Origin of the sequence: Oceanobacillus indicireducens, from assembly GCF_014647195.1 — a bacterium.
Taxonomy (GTDB): domain Bacteria; phylum Bacillota; class Bacilli; order Bacillales; family Amphibacillaceae; genus Oceanobacillus; species Oceanobacillus indicireducens.
This window is the reverse complement of sequence record NZ_BMOS01000001.1, coordinates 274,147-293,412: the sequence shown is the minus strand read 5'-3', so window position 1 is coordinate 293,412 and position 19,266 is coordinate 274,147. Positions and strand designations below refer to the sequence as shown.

The 19,266-nt window shown below is 39.9% G+C and carries 22 protein-coding genes; all 22 read right to left on the bottom strand.

Going from position 1 to position 19,266, the window contains the following annotated elements:
* Positions 1-413 precede the first annotated feature (413 nt).
* Complete coding sequence (gene frr, locus IEX94_RS01460) at positions 414-971, bottom strand: ribosome recycling factor (RefSeq protein ID WP_188855745.1); 558 nt, start codon at positions 969-971, stop codon at positions 414-416.
* Between the two features lie 3 nt (positions 972-974).
* Positions 975-1,697 (bottom strand): UMP kinase, encoded by a 723-nt coding sequence (pyrH, locus tag IEX94_RS01455; RefSeq protein ID WP_188855744.1) that lies wholly within the window; start codon positions 1,695-1,697, stop codon positions 975-977.
* Between the two features lie 112 nt (positions 1,698-1,809).
* Entirely contained in the window at positions 1,810-2,688 is an 879-nt protein-coding gene (gene tsf, locus IEX94_RS01450) for a translation elongation factor Ts (protein WP_188855743.1), read from the bottom strand.
* Positions 2,689-2,784: 96 nt separating this feature from the next.
* Positions 2,785-3,570, bottom strand: coding sequence for a 30S ribosomal protein S2 (rpsB, locus tag IEX94_RS01445; RefSeq protein ID WP_188855742.1), 786 nt, complete (start codon positions 3,568-3,570; stop codon positions 2,785-2,787).
* 176 nt (positions 3,571-3,746) lie between these two features.
* Complete coding sequence (locus IEX94_RS01440; RefSeq protein ID WP_188855741.1) at positions 3,747-4,205, bottom strand: DUF6115 domain-containing protein; 459 nt, start codon at positions 4,203-4,205, stop codon at positions 3,747-3,749.
* Positions 4,206-4,262: 57 nt separating this feature from the next.
* On the bottom strand, positions 4,263-5,636 hold the full coding sequence (locus IEX94_RS01435; protein WP_188855740.1) for a flagellar assembly protein A: 1,374 nt from the start codon (positions 5,634-5,636) through the stop codon (positions 4,263-4,265).
* Between the two features lie 26 nt (positions 5,637-5,662).
* On the bottom strand, positions 5,663-6,433 hold the full coding sequence (locus IEX94_RS01430) for a FliA/WhiG family RNA polymerase sigma factor (protein WP_188855739.1): 771 nt from the start codon (positions 6,431-6,433) through the stop codon (positions 5,663-5,665).
* A 45-nt stretch (positions 6,434-6,478) separates the two neighbouring features.
* Positions 6,479-6,976, bottom strand: a complete 498-nt coding sequence (locus IEX94_RS01425) for a chemotaxis protein CheD (RefSeq protein ID WP_188855738.1) — start codon at positions 6,974-6,976, stop codon at positions 6,479-6,481.
* A complete protein-coding gene (locus IEX94_RS01420) occupies positions 6,969-7,604 on the bottom strand; it encodes a chemotaxis protein CheC (protein ID WP_188855737.1) in 636 nt (211 codons plus the stop codon). The genes IEX94_RS01425 and IEX94_RS01420 overlap by 8 nt, the downstream gene beginning before the upstream one ends.
* Entirely contained in the window at positions 7,601-8,083 is a 483-nt protein-coding gene (locus IEX94_RS01415; RefSeq protein ID WP_188855736.1) for a chemotaxis protein CheW, read from the bottom strand. The genes IEX94_RS01420 and IEX94_RS01415 overlap by 4 nt, the downstream gene beginning before the upstream one ends.
* Before the next feature lie 45 nt (positions 8,084-8,128).
* Positions 8,129-9,184 carry a protein-glutamate methylesterase/protein-glutamine glutaminase gene (locus tag IEX94_RS01410; protein ID WP_188855735.1) on the bottom strand — a complete coding sequence of 352 codons (1,056 nt, stop codon included), beginning with the start codon at positions 9,182-9,184 and terminating at the stop codon, positions 8,129-8,131.
* Positions 9,184-10,047 carry a MinD/ParA family protein gene (locus tag IEX94_RS01405; protein WP_188855734.1) on the bottom strand — a complete coding sequence of 288 codons (864 nt, stop codon included), beginning with the start codon at positions 10,045-10,047 and terminating at the stop codon, positions 9,184-9,186. The genes IEX94_RS01410 and IEX94_RS01405 overlap by 1 nt, the downstream gene beginning before the upstream one ends.
* A complete protein-coding gene (gene flhF / locus IEX94_RS01400; protein WP_188855733.1) occupies positions 10,040-11,164 on the bottom strand; it encodes a flagellar biosynthesis GTPase FlhF in 1,125 nt (374 codons plus the stop codon). The genes IEX94_RS01405 and flhF overlap by 8 nt, the downstream gene beginning before the upstream one ends.
* Positions 11,161-13,194, bottom strand: coding sequence for a flagellar biosynthesis protein FlhA (gene flhA / locus IEX94_RS01395; protein ID WP_188855732.1), 2,034 nt, complete (start codon positions 13,192-13,194; stop codon positions 11,161-11,163). Before flhA ends, flhF begins: the two co-directional genes overlap by 4 nt.
* A 13-nt stretch (positions 13,195-13,207) precedes the next feature.
* Positions 13,208-14,296, bottom strand: a complete 1,089-nt coding sequence (flhB, locus tag IEX94_RS01390) for a flagellar biosynthesis protein FlhB (protein WP_188855731.1) — start codon at positions 14,294-14,296, stop codon at positions 13,208-13,210.
* Between the two features lies 1 nt (position 14,297).
* The gene (gene fliR / locus IEX94_RS01385; protein WP_188855730.1) at positions 14,298-15,077 is read right to left on the bottom strand and encodes a flagellar biosynthetic protein FliR; all 780 of its coding nucleotides are present in this window, start codon (positions 15,075-15,077) and stop codon (positions 14,298-14,300) included.
* Between the two features lie 3 nt (positions 15,078-15,080).
* Positions 15,081-15,350: a flagellar biosynthesis protein FliQ gene (gene fliQ, locus IEX94_RS01380; RefSeq protein ID WP_156855442.1), complete on the bottom strand. Its 270-nt coding sequence runs from the start codon at positions 15,348-15,350 to the stop codon at positions 15,081-15,083.
* Between the two features lie 30 nt (positions 15,351-15,380).
* Positions 15,381-16,046, bottom strand: coding sequence for a flagellar type III secretion system pore protein FliP (gene fliP / locus IEX94_RS01375; RefSeq protein WP_188855729.1), 666 nt, complete (start codon positions 16,044-16,046; stop codon positions 15,381-15,383).
* Positions 16,039-16,686 carry a flagellar biosynthetic protein FliO gene (locus IEX94_RS01370; protein WP_194461782.1) on the bottom strand — a complete coding sequence of 216 codons (648 nt, stop codon included), beginning with the start codon at positions 16,684-16,686 and terminating at the stop codon, positions 16,039-16,041. Before IEX94_RS01370 ends, fliP begins: the two co-directional genes overlap by 8 nt.
* Before the next feature lie 6 nt (positions 16,687-16,692).
* The gene (locus tag IEX94_RS01365) at positions 16,693-17,055 is read right to left on the bottom strand and encodes a response regulator (protein WP_188855727.1); all 363 of its coding nucleotides are present in this window, start codon (positions 17,053-17,055) and stop codon (positions 16,693-16,695) included.
* Positions 17,056-17,078: 23 nt separating this feature from the next.
* Positions 17,079-18,257, bottom strand: coding sequence for a flagellar motor switch phosphatase FliY (fliY, locus tag IEX94_RS01360; RefSeq protein WP_188855726.1), 1,179 nt, complete (start codon positions 18,255-18,257; stop codon positions 17,079-17,081).
* Positions 18,250-19,245, bottom strand: a complete 996-nt coding sequence (gene fliM / locus IEX94_RS01355; RefSeq protein ID WP_156855447.1) for a flagellar motor switch protein FliM — start codon at positions 19,243-19,245, stop codon at positions 18,250-18,252. Before fliM ends, fliY begins: the two co-directional genes overlap by 8 nt.
* Between the last annotated feature and the right edge of the window lie 21 nt (positions 19,246-19,266).

Sequence of the window (19,266 nt, the reverse complement as noted above, 5' to 3'; positions counted from 1 at the left end):
CGGAATAATTTCTTTTTAAAATAATCCTTTAGACCAGTTCAGTTGCCCGCCGGACGGTGACTCCTACGGGAAAGCACGTGTCCGAAGACCCCGCAGGAAGCGGTTTTCTTCCGAGGAGGCTGAGGCCGTGCCCGTGGAAAGCATCCGTCCGCCGGGCAACTGAACGGCGATTAGTGTTCCACGATAAAGGAACGAGCAAGAACACTCATGCTGAATGAAAGCATTTGGCAGTTCACTTTATTTTTAGATGAGAAAGTTGAGTTTATTTGTAAATCATCCATTCATTTTTTTCACTTCATGGTACACGTTACATTATAACGATAATCACAAAAAAATACAAAAGCCCCCTTATAAAAAGAGGGCTACATTGATTTTACACGTTTAAGTAACAATATTAAAGTGTTAACTATAGATTATACTTCCATAATCTCATTTTCTTTTTCTTTTGTCAGCTGTTCAATTTTAGCAATGAACTTATCTGTTTCTTTTTGAACTTCGTCTTGGAATTTCCGTAATTCATCTTCTGTGATCCCGGAATCTTTTTCCATAGCTTTTAATTGATCGTTAGCCTCACGACGGATATTACGCACTTGAACACGGGATTCTTCCGCGAATTTACCGACAACTTTCACAAGCTCTTTCCGACGTTCTTCCGTTAAAGCTGGAATATTGATGCGGATGACATTTCCATCATTGGATGGAGAAAGCCCAAGGTTCGCTTTCTGAATGCCTTTCTCAATTTCGCCTAGTGCCGTTTTGTCATATGGTGTTACGACAAGTAAACGAGCTTCAGGTGCACCTACTGACGCAAGTTGATTAAGTGGTGTAGCTGCACCATAGTAATCAACAAAAACACTATCTAATAGGTTAGGGTTTGCTCTTCCAGCTCGAACAGTAGCTAAGTTTCGCATAAATGCTTGTACCGCAAGTTCCATTTTTTCTTTCATTTCACTTAACACAGAATTTGCCATCACTTATTTCCCCCTTATAGTTGTTCCAATTGTCTCGCCTTGAACGACGCGTTTAATATTACCATTTTCTGTTATGGAGAAGACAATTAAAGGAATATTATTATCCATACAAAGTGATGAAGCTGTAGAGTCCATCACTCCAAGGCCTTCATTAATCATATCCAAATAAGATAAATTATCATACTTAACAGCATCTTTATTAACTAACGGGTCAGCGGAGTAAACACCATCCACATTGTTTTTAGCCATTAGAATTACTTCTGCTTCAATTTCTGCCGCTCTTAGCGCTGCAGTAGTATCCGTTGAAAAATAAGGGTTTCCTGTACCGGCGGCAAAAATGACAACACGATTCTTTTCCAAGTGGCGAATTGCTTTTCTTCTTATGTATGGTTCTGCAACTTGGCGCATTTCAATCGATGTCTGAACTCGCGTTGGAATTCCAATCATTTCCAGTCCGTCTTGCAATGCTAGTGAATTCATAACCGTTGCTAGCATACCCATGTAATCAGCCGATGCACGGTCCATCCCCATCTCACTACCGACCTTACCTCTCCAGATGTTTCCTCCACCAACAACGATTGCAACTTCTACTCCAAGTTCTGCAACCTCTTTTACTTGGCGTGCAATGGAATGGATGATTTTCGGATCAATACCGCTTCCTTGATCCCCACTCAATGCCTCTCCACTTAATTTTAACACAATTCTCTGGTACTTTGCTGTTGTCATAATAACCTCCATCGCAATACATATTATTATGATATGTTTGTTCTTTATTTATTCCGTTGTATACAACCATGGTAAAATAGGGAACAATCTCGTTCCCTATTTTACAATTGGCTTATTTTTTAATTTGGCTCATTACTTCTTCAGCAAAGTTTTCTTCACGTTTTTCCATACCTTCGCCTACTTCATAGCGCACGAAGGTTTTCACGCTTGCACCTTTGTCTGCTACATATTTCTTCACTTTAACGTCAGGATCTTTAACAAATACTTGTTCGACAAGAACGATTTGTTCAAAGAATTTGCCAAGACGGCCTTCAACCATTTTTTCAACAATATTGGCTGGTTTACCTTCATTAAGAGCTTGTTGTTTTAGAACTTCACGCTCGTGATTTACTTCGTTCTCTGCTACATCTTCACGGTTAACATAGCGAGGGTTGATTGCTGCAACGTGCATTGCAACATCTTTTGCAACTTCTTCATCCGTTGTCCCTTCAAGAACAGTCACAACACCAATTGTTCCGCCCATATGCAAGTAAGAACCGAATGCATCGTTATCTGTTTTTTCGAAAATAGTGAAACGACGTAAAGAAATCTTCTCACCGATTGTAGAGATTGCACTGTTAATTATTGTTTCTAGTTTTTCGCCGTCAACAGTTGCTTCTAATGCATCTTCCACTGTTTCTGGTTTGTTAGCAAGTAATGCTTTACCAATCTTAACTAAAAGGTCTTTGAACAAATCGTTTTTCGTTACGAAGTCTGTTTCACAGTTCACTTCTAGTAAAACTGCAGTGTTGCCATCGATTTCAACATGAGTTAATCCTTCAGCTGCAATGCGGTCTGCCTTCTTAGCAGCTTGCGCCATTCCTTTTTCACGCAGGTAATCGATTGCTTTATCAATGTCACCATCTGTTTCCTGAAGTGCTTTTTTACAATCCATCATACCTGCACCAGTTTTTTCACGTAATTCCTTAACCATCTTTGCTGTAATTGCCATTTGTAAAAATCCTCCTTTAAAGATTCCGTGTTTCTTTCTTTAAAAAAAGGTGATAAAAGGTAATTATCCTCTTATCACCCTCACTTTTCCAGAAAATTACTCTTGAGTTGAGGCTTCTGCAGTTGCTTCCGCTTCTGTTTCAGCTTTGTTATCTTCAGCTGCTGGTTCTTCGACTGGAGCTTCTACTTCTGCTGTTTCTTCACCTTGTTTCCCTTCTAAAATAGCATCAGCCATTTTTGAAGTCAATAATTTAACAGCACGAATTGCATCATCGTTAGCTGGGATTACATAGTCAATCTCATCCGGATCACAGTTTGTATCGACAATACCGATGATTGGGATGTTTAATTTATGAGCTTCAGCAATAGCAATTCGTTCTTTACGTGGGTCAATAACGAACATTGCATCTGGAAGCTTCTTCATGTCTTTAATTCCGCCTAAGAATTTCACAAGACGATCTCTTTCTTTAAGTAGCTCCCCTACTTCTTTCTTAGGAAGTACTTCAAATGTACCGTCTTCTTCCATTCTTTCAATTTCTTTCAAACGCTCGATACGTTTGCGGATTGTTTGGAAGTTCGTTAGCGTTCCACCTAACCAGCGCTGGTTCACATAGAACATGCCGGAGCGAAGTGCTTCATCACGAACAGAGTCCTGTGCTTGTTTTTTTGTACCTACGAAAAGAAGTGTACCGCCATTTGCTGCCAATTCTCTTACATAGTTATAAGCTTCTTCAACCTTTTTCACTGTCTTTTGCAGGTCGATGATATAGATACCGTTACGTTCCGTGAAGATATATTTCTTCATTTTCGGGTTCCAACGGCGTGTCTGGTGACCGAAATGTACACCAGCTTCAAGTAATTGCTTCATTGAAATTGCTGCCATTTTAAATTCCTCCTATAGGTTAGTTTTCCTCCGCCCCGTTCTCTTCTGCTTATAAACCATTGGCAATCTGGCACCTCATAAGCAAATCCCGGGACGTGTGTTATGACTTGTCTTATTTCGACAAGTGTTTTACACCAGAGATTAATATACCATAACTAGGTAAAGGAAGCAAGTTTTTATTCGTCATATAACCGAATGATCAACTCTGCTTCTGTTTTCCCGCAATCAAGCGCCTTTGCAATTTCCTCAATCGTAAGTCCTTTTGCATGAAGCTGCATGACACGGGATTCGAGAGAGGCTTCTAGTTCATATCCCGGTGCATCACCCAGCAGACGATCAACATCCGCATCTGCTTCTTTCGATTCCGGTTGATGAGCAGGTACTTGTTCTGCAGGTTGCTGACTTTCCTCTTTTTGATTCTTTTGTTCAACTGAAGATGCTTTATGATTCGTCATTAAAGCTTGTAACCGGTCATTTTCCGCTTTGATTTCCTCGAGAGAACGTTCTAGTGCTGCTGTTAATTCAGCGGAATTTGCCGTGTTTTCCAATTGCTGTCCTTTCTTTAACAACTGGAAGATTGCTACAAGCGTGATGAAATGTAATAGAAAACTAATAATCAGTAAAAATGAAACCATGACCGTTCTCCTCTACCCGCTTATAATTGCCATATTGGGATTAAAATTATCCTTTCATTAAAACAACTGCTGCACTGCAATTTCGTTATTGAAAAGATTAAACTGTACGTAATGATAATCTGTAGTCATCACTCGTTTATATTTTCCAAACGTAACCGTAACATTCTGATAAATAAAGTTTCTTACAATGAGTTGCGTATCCCTGATATCCCCCATCGCCGCATTCAGCTCTGCCAGCTCGTCCGTAATTTCATTAAGCTCGCTTGTGACCTTTTCCAAGGAATGTTTCTGACGCAACTTTGAAATGCGGACGTTGGGGTTACTATCACTCTGAGTGGCGAGCTTATCCCCAAGCATTTTCAATTTCCTAAGCATTTCTTCTAGCTCTATTTTCTTTTGCTTTAATGCTTGCTCTTTATCTGCTGCTCGTTTATTTACTCCTAAAATAATTTCTGTTTTCGTATGAAGCTTCGTTCCAATATCTTTCGCTTCAATTGTTTTTCCGGCAGATAACGAGCCGCCAATAATATTCCCCTGTTGAGAAAATACATGTCCGCGGACAACACATTCACTATGAAGGATGGAATTTTCCACATATAAATCGTTACCTGCGAAAATCTTCGCCTGGTTAATATAACCTAGCTGGATATTCTCACGCGCTTCCAAGCGTCCCTTGTCCTGTCCTGCAATTCCTTCTGATATGTAAATCGAACCTCCAGCAATAATGGTTGCAGCTTCTACCATCCCGAAAATCTTAACATCGCCGTCAGCCTTTACAGTAAATCCTGTCGGCACGTCTCCGTGGATAATAATCGTCCCAATAAAATCAAGGTTGCCAGTTTTCATTGACAATGTGTCATGAACATAATACTCGGGGAAAACTTCAATTTTCCTTCCCGTATAACTTAACTGCCCATCCTCCGCGGCATAATAACAGTTATCAGCCTCATTGAATAGAACGTTCTTTCCAGGTAGAACGGATTTGGCTTTGCCTTGTGGAGCCTTAACTACGTGTCCCATTACATTTTTACCATCCGTCCCTACCTCGGGATGGACGAGCTTGGCAAGTTTTTCCCCCTTATTTACAGAAGGAATCGTCATTATTTCCCGGAAGTTCCAATCTTTATCCTTTTTCATTTCCTCATTGAGATCGACTAGAAAGGCGAATTTACCATCTTTCCCCTTCTCTGGTTGTAAGCCTCTTGCAATAACAATTGGGTAATCAATAGAGGTAGGGTCTCCTGCTAACTGGGCAAGTGCTTGAAACTGGATGCCGTACACAACCTTGTTTGCAGTCAGAAATTCCCTCCATGAAGACATATCGACTTGCAATTTTTCCTTTAATACATAAAACGCATCGGTACAATGAACTTCTGCTAACATATTGTTATCTTTAAATCGTACACGAAAATATTTTTTTATTCTGTCCAAATTGATTACCCCCATATAATACCAAGTCATTCGATGATCTTCGTTAATATATTTTTCAATTTGAATATTGCTTTTTTATGAATCTGTGAAATTCTTGAAGTCGTCAAGTTTAATGTTTGCCCAATTTCTGTAAAGGTAAGTTCTTGATGATAAAAGAGATCGATGACTAGCTGTTCCCTTTCATTCAAACTCTTAATTCCTTCAATTAATTCCAGTTTTAATTCTTCCTGGTAAATTTCTTCTTCCGGTGTTGCGGTATTTTCATCAGGAATCATATAGCCAATTCCTTCATTAAATTCCTGGGTCGTTGTCGGCTTTTCTTCAATCGAAAGCACATTCGCAAACAAAGAATCTTTTATAACGGATTCCACTTCTTCAGAGGACATATCCAACTGCTTCCCAATTTCTCTGGAAGTAGGTTTACGTTGTAATTGCTGTTCCAACTGTTCGGCTGTGCGTTCTATCTTTTTCGTCTTCTCTCTTAGTGAGCGGGGCAGCCAATCTTCCTTACGAAGTCCATCCATGATTGCTCCTTTTATCCGAAAGGAGGCATAGGTATCAAATTTAAGTTTTCGATTAGATTCGAATTTCGTAACTGCATCATACAGGCCGAGGAGACCAAAACTTCTAATATCATCTTTACTCACATTGTTCGGCAAGTGACTGGCAATCCGCTCTGAATGATAGTCCACCAGATACGTATAATATGCAATGATTTCATTTAATACCTCGTGATGCTGATTTGCATTCCACTGCTTCCAAAGTTGTTGTTCTTCTGATGACATTCCCGAATTCATGGTACTCCACTCCTTCCTCCTAAAATTCCTGCCCGAGATCAATTCCTAAATGACGATTTCCTCACGATTCACTTTTCTAATGTTTAATTCACTAGTTGAAGGATTAAACTCAATCGTTCTTCCGATATTCCCGCCGACATCTTTAGCAATGACTGGAATCTTTAACTTTTCTAATCCGCCGAGCGTTGCTTCAACATTTCGCCGACCTATCCGTAATAAATCAGAACCCGAACCGAATTTGAACATTTCCGCGCCACCAGCTATTTTAGCTTGAAGCGCCGAGTGCTTGGCCCCCATTTGCAGCAACCTCTCGACTAAATAGGGTATAGCAGTATCCGCATATTTATATGCGTTAACCGGCTTCTGTCTCGTCGCGGTCGAATCTGGCAATAAAATATGAGCTAGTCCAGCAACTTGTTTCTTCTCATCATAAATGACAATTCCTACACAAGAACCAAGCCCCAATGTTCGTATCGTATCAGGCGCCCGTACCGTATTTAAATCGGCAATGCCTACTCTGATGACTGTTCCAATTTTATTCATTTTCTTCTAGTCCTAACGCTTTAAATATTATTTGCAACGAGTCGGGATTCGGCAGCAAGAAAAAGTTCCCCTTTAACATGTTGCTTGTCCCTTGACTATTTACTTTAGAATCAATGACGATTGCATAGTCCGAAGCTTGGGAAATGTCGATTAACCCATATGTCAAAACTGCTGCAGCCATATCAATCCCAAGATGGGGAACAGAAGGTTGCAGGTATAAATGCGTAAAATCGGATAAGGCCGAAATATAAGAACCAGTAACAATATTCCCTACTTCTTCAAGAGCTGAAAATTCTATCGATTCCTTACCTATATCCTCTTTAAGTTTATAAGTCGGATTATTTGTCATCGTGCGGATGAGCAACTCGGCTTCTTCGACGGATAAAACAAAAAACACATTACTTGGTGCATCACCATAGATACGAAATAAAATAGCGACAACTTTTTTCTCCGGACCGCCGATCAATTCCATCATTTCATCAAAAGAAACAACATTAACCGATGGGATGGTCATTTCAATCTTGCGGTTTAATAATTGGGATAGTGCGGTGACAGCATTTCCCGCTCCAATATTTCCTACTTCCCGTAGTACATCGAGTTGGAAAGTAGATAGATCCCTATATTTCATAAGGGTTTCTGCCCTTCTTCTTTCACCGCTTGCGTATACTGGTCAGAAATGAGAATCTTCTTCAGGTCAAGCAGAATAAGCAATCGATCCTCAATTTTGCTCACTCCGTCAATATAATCAGCTGCTTCCGAACCGACAACCTCTGGATTTGGTTCCATTTCATCTAATGCAAGATCGATTACATCACTTGCTGTATCAACAATTAAACCGACTTCAAATCCATTCTTTTTCACAATAATGATGCGATTCTCTTCTGTCAGTTCCGTTTCAACCATTCCGAAGCGTAACCGTAAATCAATAATTGGAATAATAACACCCCGTAAATTAATAACACCTTTGACAAATTCTTCTGCACGGGGAACACGTGTGATTGGCTGGATTCTTTCAATTGCACTGACATATTCAACCGGTAAAGCATATTCTTCATCTTGTAACTGAAAAACAATGACTTTTAGATAATTCCCTGTAGAATGTTCCATGTTTTTTCATCTCCTGCTCTAGTTCTATCACAAATATTTTAGAATCTATGTTATTTTGCCGAGAAAATGTCCTACTTGATGCAAAGGTAACACTTGATCAACTAATCCTGTTTCATAAGCAGCTTTCGGCATACCATAAATAACGGAACTTTCCTCTGATTCAGAAATAACAAATGCTTGCTTGTCCACTTGTTTAATCTGTCTAATGCCGCTTGCACCATCACTTCCCATCCCCGTTAAGACAACTGCTGTTTTATTCAAGTTCTTATGATTGGCTAGAGAATAGAACAGGGCATCTACGGAGGGACGATGGTTATTCACTGGCGGGTCCTTTGTTAACTTTAGCCTATACTCCGTCCCAATTTCCTCTACTACCATATGGAAATCCCCAGGTGCGATATATACGAATCGCGGCTTTATGACATCACCATCTGCCGCCTCTTTCACCTGAAGACTTGTTAGCTTATTTAATCGTTCTGCCAGCGACTTTGTAAAATGTGGAGGCATGTGTTGTACGATAAGTATCGGTGTTTGAAAGTCTCCAGGTAAATCCGATATGATTCGCTGTAGAGCTCTTGGACCACCTGTAGATGTTCCAATAGCAATCAATGAATAATCTCGTGCTTTTCTTGTCGGTGGTAAATAAGAACTTAATGATGTCGGACTGGGATTATCTTTAACCGACCGCGCCGGTGGAATCCCTACGTCTTTTGCTGCAATTACTTTAGAAATAATTTCTTCTTGAATCGTTTCGATATTCAAGGAAATTTCCCCTGAAGGCTTCATAATAAAATCAACAGCACCATTATCTAGCGCATTTATCGTATGCTCTGTGCCATAATCTGATTTGCTCGATAACATAATGACTGGTACTGGCATAGTCGTCATTATTTCCTTTAGTGCTGAAATTCCATCAAGAACTGGCATCGTAATATCCATCGTGACGACATCCGGCTTAAGTCTTCTAATTTTTTCAATTCCATCTTTACCGTTTCTTGCTGTGTCGATTACTTTAATACGATCATCGCTGTTTAATATGTCTGTAATCATCTTTCGCATAAAAGCTGAATCGTCAACAACAAGTACACGAACTCTTTCCATTAAAATTTACCTCTTAGCAGATTTTTTAATTTTTGAAGGAAAGCCCGTCCATCCGTTACTGGAACGGCCTTCTCCTTATTCAGATAGCTTTCCGTAATTTGTTTAATTGATCGTGCAGCCGGTGCTTTCTCATTTAATATTGAAAAAGGCACTTGCTGCATAACTGCCTGCACTACATGCTTATCTTCAGGAATGATACCTAACGGATGCACATCAATTTGAAGAAACTGTTTAATAACTTGTTGCAGCTGCTTTAAAGAATTCATCTCTCCATGCGACCTGGCTCGATTTAAAATTAAGTGTAGTGGCATGCTTCCTCCATTAATTGTAATCTGTTTAATCATACTATAGGCATCCGTTATTGCAGTTGGCTCCCCTGTCGTAACTACAATACATTCGTCGGCAGCTAGAATGAAAAATAGACTCGTTTCCGTGATACCCGCACCCATATCGAAAATTATATAATCATACATCTCTGTTAACTGTTCAAACTGCTTATAGAAATAGTTCTTTTCCGTCTGTTTCATCTCTAAAAATCCGCTAAGCCCTGTGCCACCTGCAATATAAGATAAACCTTGCGGACCTTGCTCGATTATTTCAGTGATTGATAACCTTTCCGTGAACATGTCAACAATTGTATATTTAGGCTGAAGGCCGAGTAAAATATTTATATTCCCCATACCGACATCAAGATCAATTAGAACTACTTTTTTATTTCGCCGGACCAGCTCTAGGGAGAAATTTAAACCAATGTTAGACTTCCCGACTCCCCCTTTACCACTAATGAAAGCAACTGTCTTCGCTTCATGTCTCGAGTGAGATTGCTCCATTTTCATCCTTAGGTTTTTCGCCTGGTCAGTCATCTTCTTGCTCCACAATCAGATCGCTGATTAAAGTTGGAGTTGGTTTCACTAAGTCATCGGGAACATCTTGTCCATTGGTTAAGTATGCGATGCCGATGCGGTTATTTAAGGCGATCGAAAGGATACTGCCATACTGTGTCGTTTCATCCATTTTCGTGAAAATCATTTCTGTAAGGGGAATGTCCTGAAACTGTTCAAATAAGTCCTGTACGTCTTTTGGTTTAGTGGTGAGCGCCAATACGAGATAGGTTGCAATAGATGGTACATCTTCCAACATCTCTTTAAGTTGACTGATATAAGCTTTTTCACGAAAATTCCTTCCGGCTGTATCGACAAGAATCACATCATAATCCGTAAACGTTTCAATCGCTTGCCTATAATCATCAACTTGGTAAGCAACTTCCAATGGAACATTTAAAATACGGGCATACGTTTTTAATTGTTCCACCGCAGCAATACGATACGTATCGGTTGTTATAAAAGCAACCTTCTTTTTTTCTTGTAGTATAAGCTTGGCTGCAATCTTAGCAATCGTTGTTGTTTTACCAACCCCAGTCGGCCCGACAAATTGAACAATTTGCTGTTCACCTGTGATACCTTGAAAGGACAGTCCATTCAATTCATTACGAATGACTTGTTTCAGTGCATTCGCAATATTCGTTTCCGTCACTTCACTTCCCTCATCTGCTAAGAAGCTAATTGTCTTTTCAATAATTGCTTCAGCGAGTGTTTTTTCCACTTCCTGATCGAGAAGTTGCTGAAGCGCAAGTTGATATAATGCTGGAAGCTTCGTCTCATCTTTTGCCGCTTCCAGTTCGATTAAATTCTTTAGATTCCTAATTTCTTTAAGTACCGGTTCTATTGTTTGCAGATCAGATTGAGTTTTACTCGTTTGTTCCATTTTAATCTCTTTAGCTTCCAGCGGCTTTGAGCCACGCTTGATGGGATCTGGATCATGCGCGGCGATGACCTCAATCCTTTTCTTTTGAAACAGACCGAGGAAGCCTTTTTGTTTAATTTCTTTTGATTGAAGAATGACCGCTTCTCGGCCGAAGTCTTTTCTTATTTCATTCATCGCTTCAGGCATAGTGTCCGCTATATATTTTTTTATCTTCACGCAATATTCACCACCCCTACACTTTGCACCTGGACATCCGGTTCCAATTCGTTATAAGACAATACAACAACTTGCGGCAAGAACCGATCAAGCAATTGCTTTAGATACATTCGGATTGCAGGCGAGCACAAAACAATTGCTGTATCTTCCTGAAGTGTCAGCTTCTCCACTTCCTGATGAATCGCTGTAATTATTTCTTGTTGTTTATCAGGTTCAAGAGATAAATAATTCCCATGCTCTGTATGCTGAATACTTTCTGCGAGCAACTTCTCCACTTTACCGGATACCGTAATGACGGTAAGAGTACGGTCGGGCTTTGCGTACTGTTCCGTCAGTTGCGCCGACAAGGATTGTCTAACATATTCCGCGAGTAATTCCGTATCATTCGTCATCTTGGAAAAGTCGGCCAATGTTTCAAATATGACCGGCAGATTACGGATGGAGACATTTTCCCGAAGCAGTTTTGCCAATACCTTTTGCACATCACCGATTGCAAGCGGCTCAGGAGTAACCTCATCAACTAAAATCGGGTTCGTCTCTTTCAGGTGATCGATAAGCTGTTTCGTTTCCTCTCTACCTAGCAAGATATTGGCATGCTGTTTGATCACTTCTGTAATATGGGTTGAGACGACAGATGGGGGGTCTACAACGGTATAACCGGAAAGCTCAGCTTCATCCTTATGTTCCTCCGTAATCCATTTCGCAGGGAGACCAAAGGCCGGTTCCAACGTATCAATTCCTTCAATTCCATCGTCATCCATATCAGGTGCCATCGCTAAATAATGGTCCAGCATCAGCTCGCCTTTTGCCACTTCATTTCCTTTGATCTTCAATCGATATTCATTTGGATTCAGTTGAATATTATCTCTAATTCGCACGACTGGGATAACCATCCCAAGTTCAATTGCCAGCTGTCTACGAATCATAATCACTCTTTCTAGCAAATCTCCACCTTGATTCGCATCGGCAAGTGGGATCAGTGCATAACCGAATTCGAATTCAATCGGATCAAGGTTAATTAAATTCACAACATTTTCCGGTGTATGCAGCTTGGCACTTTCCGCCTCATCCACTTCTTCCTCATCCAGTTCATCCGGTATAGCCGGTTTTCTATCAATTATGTAACCGGTGAAAAATAATAGACTTGCAAGTGCTGTCGTTAGAAAGAAGTTGATCGGTGTTAAACCGAGCAGGAAAACTGTTCCAGCAGCTACGTATAAAAGTTTAGGATATTGAGTGATTTGATTCACCACATCCGTACTTAAATTTTCCCCGTCACTTGCACGGGTAACAACAATTCCAGTTGCCGTTGACATAAGGAGGGCTGGAATCTGAGTGACCAACCCGTCACCCACTGTGAGTCTAGTAAACAATTCAACTGATTCATTTAAGGATAATCCCATCTGGAGCATCCCGATAATAATTCCAACAACGATATTAATAATAACAATGATAATTCCAGCAATTGCATCGCCTTTTACGAATTTACTGGCACCGTCCATTGATCCGTGAAAATCTGCTTCCCTTTCTATCTTTTTCCGGCGTTCTTTTGATTCTTGTTCCGTAATTAGTCCGGCATTCAGGTCTGCATCAACACTCATTTGCTTACCAGGCATCGAGTCCAAAGAAAATCTGGCTGCTACTTCAGATACCCGTTCTGAACCTTTTGTAATAACTAAAAAGTTAATAATAACTAGAATAATAAAGACGACAAACCCGACAAGCGGATTACCACCAATTACAAAAGAGCCGAATGTTTCTACAACCCCTCCCGCATCACCTTCTGAAAGGATTGCTCTTGTTGTCGACACGTTTAAACCTAACCGAAATAGAGTGACTAATAGGAGAAGCGTCGGAAAAACAGAGAACTGAAGGACTTCCGTTGTGTTCATCGCCACAAGGATAACAGTCAAGGAAATCGTAATATTCACAAGTATAAGTACACTTAAAACGCCACCCGGAAGCGGGATGACGAGCATCATAATAATTAAAATAACTCCAATTAGTACAGATAAATCTCTTACCTTCATTCAGTGTCTCTCCTCAAGATCTTGCTTTATTATCCATTTGATACACATATGCCAATATTTCCGCAACAGCCTGATAGAACTCTTCCGGGATTGTTTCCCCAACTTCAACGATGCTATAGAGTGATCGTGCAAGAGGTTTATCTTCTACAGTTGCTATATCATGTTGTTCGGCAATTTCTCTGATCTTCCGCGCAGTGTGATCCACACCTTTAGCAAGCACGTAAGGTGCACTTGCTTTATCTTCATCATATTTCAGAGCAATCGCAAAATGGGTCGGGTTCGTAATAACAACATCCGCTTCTGGAACCTCCGACATCATACGTCTCGTCGCCATCATGCGTTGTTTCTCTTTAATTTTCGATTTGATCAGCGGATCACCTTCCATATTCTTATACTCATCTTTAATATCTTGTTTCGACATCCGCATATTTTTTTCAAAGTCAAATCTCTGGTAAAAATAATCGAGTACCGCTAAGAAAAGAAGTGCGACAGTAGCAGAGAAGCCCATTATAATTGCGACTCTTCCAAACAATGCAAGCGCACTCTCTGCATTTGTAAACATTAGCATGAGAACCTCATCTTTATACATCCAAATTACGCTGAAGGTGATCGCACCAATAAAAGTGATTTTTAAAAGGGATTTTAAAAGTTCAACTAAAGCACGAATTGAAAAAATCCGTTTCGCACCTTGAATCGGATCGATTCGCTTCAAATCAAATTTTAATGGTTCCGTTGAAAACAATACACCTCTCGTTTGGATAAGGTTGGAGGCGAATCCAGCAATTATGGCAATCAGCATGATCGGTGCAAGCATTTTCGCGGCTTCAAGTGTTGCCCCATTCAAGACCGTAGCAACTGATTCAATCGTCACATCCCAATGAATGAAGTTTGTAAATGCTTGAATGAAGAACGTCAGCATCGTTTCAAGAATAAAACCGCCAAAAATGAACAGAGCCAAGAAGCAAAGTGCGAGTAATATAGCCGTATTAATATCTTGGCTTTTCGCAACCCGTCCCTTTCTCCGTTCATCCTGACGTTTTTTTGGGGTCGCTTTTTCAGTTTTTTCTCCAGCAAAAAACTGTAAATCCATTGTCAACCGCATGCTACGCACCTCCGAAAATCCTCAATAATTGCCGCATCGTTTGAAGCATCGTACCGAATAAATTCTCTACCGCAGTCATAAAAAGGGCTAAGAAAATTAAAATCGCCATAAAGCTGACAAATATTTTCAGCGGCAATCCGACAACAAATACGTTCAATTGCGGTACAGTACGTGCAATAATACCAAGCGCAATATCCACAAGAAATAGCGTGCCGACGATGGGAATAGCCATTTGAAAAGCAATAATAAACATATAATTGAATGACTGAATAATAAATTCCGCAATCGATTCCTCCTGAAGCGGAAGATAAGCATCGATTGGCACGAATTCGTAACTTGTAAAAATTCCATCAATAATCAAATGGTGTCCATCCACGGCAAGTAAGAATAAGAGGGCAATCATATAAAAATATTGTCCCGTTAGCGGACTTTGTGCACCTGTTTGCGGATCTACGACATTGGCGATTGCAAAACCCATCTGGAAATCAACAAATCCCCCGGCAACTTGCAATGCCGAGACAATGATAAAAGCTATCAATCCAATCAGCAAGCCAACAAGCGCCTCTTTCACTACAAGAAAAATATATGTATGATCCAGCGCTAAAATGGATGTATCAATTGTCTGGAAAAGTATGAGTGCTAAAAAGAAACTGAATCCAATGCGGAACGGCATTGGAATCGTCCGATAAGAAAATAATGGAATAACGATAAAAAATGACAACAAACGAACAAAAACAAGTAATAATATTGGCAGTCGGTTTAAATCAATTAATTCAAGCATTGCTTACCCTACAAGTACATTTAAATTTTGAAATATATCGGCACCAAATTCCACCATCGTTGTCAACATCCATGGGCCGAAAAAAATAAGCCCGATTAATACTGCAACGATCTTCGGAATAAAGGCTAATGTCTGTTCTTGAATTTGTGTTGTTGCCTGGAAAATACTGACTAATAATCCCACCGCTAGGGCGAGTATGAGCAGTGGACCTGCTACAAGTAAAATTGTATAGATACCACGCTCAGCAAGTGCTAAAACAAATTCGCTCGTCATTATAGAACACCTTCCTCCAGTAAATTCACGCTAAAACCCTGTAAGTAACGAATGGGTGACTAAATACCAACCGTCAACAAGCACAAATAAAAGAATTTTAAAAGGTAGTGAAATCATTACCGGCGGAAGCATCATCATTCCCATGGACATTAAAATACTAGCAACTGCCATATCTATAACGAGAAATGGAATGAAAATCATGAATCCCATCTGAAAAGCAGTCTTCAGTTCACTAATTGCAAAGGCCGGAATCAATGTCGTTAATGGAATATCTTGTATAGTTTCCGGCGGTTCAGCCTCTGAATAATTTAAAAATAACGCAAGATCTTTTTGCCGGGTGTGCTTTGACATAAATTCTTTCATGGGTACACTGGCATTCTCATAAGCTTCATCCATTGTAATTTCCTCCGCGAACAATGGGTCAAGTGCTTCGGTATAAACCTCTTGAAAGGTAGGCGCCATGACAAAGAACGATAGAAATAGTGCTAAACCAATCAACACCTGGTTGGGCGGCATTTGCTGTGTCGCGAGGGATGTGCGAACGAATGAAAGCACAATGACAATACGTGTAAAAGAAGTCATAAGAATTAAAATCCCTGGTGCCAGTGAAAAAACCGTCAGCAATAAAATCAAGCGAACAGAAGTCGATATATTTGTGGGATCTGAACTGGAAAATATCTCAATAAATTCATTCATTTCTATCTTCCTTATTTCTTTCGATAATAGATTTTCGCGTTTTTTGCAGACGATTCAGTTCTTGATTGAACAGGCGGTTAAATCGATCCTCTTCCACCTTTTCTTTCTGATTCTTTTTCAGAATTGAAGAAAGTATATTACTAGCATCCAGTTCGCTCTCTTGTTCTTTTTTCGCTCTCATAATCTCTTCCATTAAAGTCGGATCATCAAGCTCTTCCAGTAAGGTAATATTTTCAGCAACCCCAATCAGATAAAGTTTGTTGCCTAAACGGATTAGTTGGACCGTTTTATTCTGACCAACTGGAATACCTCCAACATTTTCCAAACTCTTAATACGATTGCCGATTTTATTTCTTCTCTTTAAAAAATAGAGAAAAACATAGATTAATCCTACGACAAGCAATAACGCAAACACTAAGCGAACAATTTGAAAGAATAAGGAACCAGGTTCTTCTTGTTGCAGTAATTCGGTATTTTCATTACTTTCGTCTTCTGTCACTTGTTCTTCACAGCGTTCCGGATTTTCCAGGCATTCATCAACATATTCCGGCTCAGCATGTATATAACTGATATCCCCAAACAAGCCGCATAAGAAAACTGAAAAGATTATAGAAAACGTAACGATAGGTTTCATAGACATAGACGCTTAGCTCAAAGCTTTTTGGATAGCTTCTAATACACGGTCAGCCTGGAATGGTTTTACGATAAAATCTTTAGCTCCCGCTTGAATTGCATCAATAACCATCGCCTGTTGCCCCATAGCTGAACACATAATGATCGTAGCATCTGGATTAATACTTTTGATTTCCTTTAGCGCAGTAATTCCATCCATTTCAGGCATTGTAATATCCATCGTTACAAGATCGGGTTGTAACTCCTTATACTTTTCTACTGCTTCTTTCCCGTCCTGGGCTTCCCCAACAATTTCGTAACCATTCTTCGCTAAAATATCCTTTATCATCATACGCATAAATGCTGCATCATCAACAATTAAAATTTTATTAGCCATTTTCTAATCCTCCTACAATAAATTTATTTAAGTTTCATTATTCGGTCGGATTGACTGATTATGTCGGTTACCCGTACACCGAAGTTCTCTTCAATCACAATAACTTCGCCTTCTGCAATCAACTTTCCATTAACTAAAATATCAACTGGTTCTCCCGCAAGTTTATCCAATTCTACAATAGAACCTTGCGATAAATCGAGAATATCCCTTATCGTTTTCTTCGTCTTTCCTAACTCCACTGTCACTTTAAGAGGGATATCGAGTAACATATCTAAGTTATTCTGCTCATTTTGTGAAAGTGGTGCAGGTTCGAATTCAGAGAACGTTGCTTGTTCGATTGCTGCACGCTCTTGATCGAATGCATTGCCAAGATATTGGGATTCGGTTGGTTGAGTTTGTTTCTTTTGCACTTCCGGTTTCCGGGTAGGTTCCTGTGCTTGATGTCCATCCTCAGACTTAAACGCATCTCTTGTGGGTAATTCCACAGTGCTCGTTGCAGCCGATTCTTGTTTGGCAGCGGATTGCTCTTCCGCAGTACCCGACAGCAAGTCAGCCACTAATTCCTTAGCAAAACCTAATGGAATGAGCTGCATCATGTTTGAATCGATTAAGTCACCAACAATGAGACGGAAAAATATTTTGACATAAACATCTTCTTGGAAAATCTCTTTCGCTTCCGATTCGATTGAACCTTCAATAATCTGTGGTGGAGATATATCCACTTTTTTATTGAAAACGGTAGACATGCTAGTGGCCGCTGTTCCCATCATTTGATTCATTGCTTCTTGGACAGCACTTATATATATTTCTGGAAGTGTTTCATCCGGCTCTTTCCCATCTCCACCTAGCATAATATCGGCAATGATCGCTGCATCCGTTGCTTTTATGACAAGGATGTTCCTTCCTGTAAAGCCTTTTGTATAATCAACTTGGATACTAACCGGCTGGAAAGTAAATTCTTTTTCCAATTCCTCATTTTCAATAATACTTACAGATGGAGTAGTTATTTCTACCTTCTGGTTGAGTAATGTCGATAAGGTTGTGGCAGAACTTCCAAAGGAGATATTTCCAATTTCTCCGATTGTATCAATCTCTATATCGGATAAGTAAGTATCGTTGCCGGGTTCTTGTTTATCATCCTTCTCTGTACCTATATTGAGAAGTGCATCAATTTCATCTTGAGATAACATACCATCATTCATGGGCGTTAACCCCCTTTTTAATTTCCTCTAGTACTTGAACAGCTATCTTTCTCTTCTGCTTACCCGCTTGAACATAAAATTTTGGTTCCTCATTCACTGTAAGCAACAATGGATTTTCAATCTGCTGGTTAAGCGCGATAATATCATTTGATTGCAACTTTAAAAATTCATTGATCGAAATGGTTGTCTCCCCGAGAATAGCACGAACATCCACTTCAGCAGTTTGTAAATTATTGCTTAATTTCCGGTAGGCATTCTCATCCGGCTCTGCTGCGGTATTATCCATCCAATAATGAGCCGATAACTTGGGAATAATCGGTTCCAGCAAAGTATGTGGGATACATAGATTAATCATGCCTGTCGTTTCCCCAATTGCCGCCGACATGGATACAACGACAACTGTATCATTCGGTGCGACCATTTGGATGAATTGTGGATTCTCTTCAAACTCTTCAAGAACCGGTTCAACTTCAATCAAAGTTGACCATGCTTCTTTCAGATTATAAGTTGCCTTTTCAAATATTTGCTTCAGTAAAATAACTTCAATTTCTGTTAAACTATCCGTTTTTGAAACAGTAGTTCCTTTTCCACCTAAGGTTCGATCAAGTAGCGCATAGGCGACATTCGGATTGACTTCAATAAGCAAATTTCCCTTTAATGGCGACATGCTGTATAGATTTAATACGGTCAGCGAGGATATGGACCGGACAAATTCTTCATATGGCACCTGATCAACGGAGGTTACAGCTATATGTACATAGGTTCGTAAATGCGAAGATAGAAAAGTTGTCAGCATGCGGGCATAGTTTTCATGGATCCTGGAAATACTGCGAATCTGGTCTTTTGAAAACCGTAATGCCCGTTTGAAATCATAGACACGAATCTTCTTCTCTTCTTCTTCCTTCTTTAATTCTTCTGCATCCATTTCTCCGGATGTGATTGCCGAAAGCAACACATCAATCTCATTTTGAGACAGTATTTCTTCCATCTTGTTCCACACCTCCTTCTG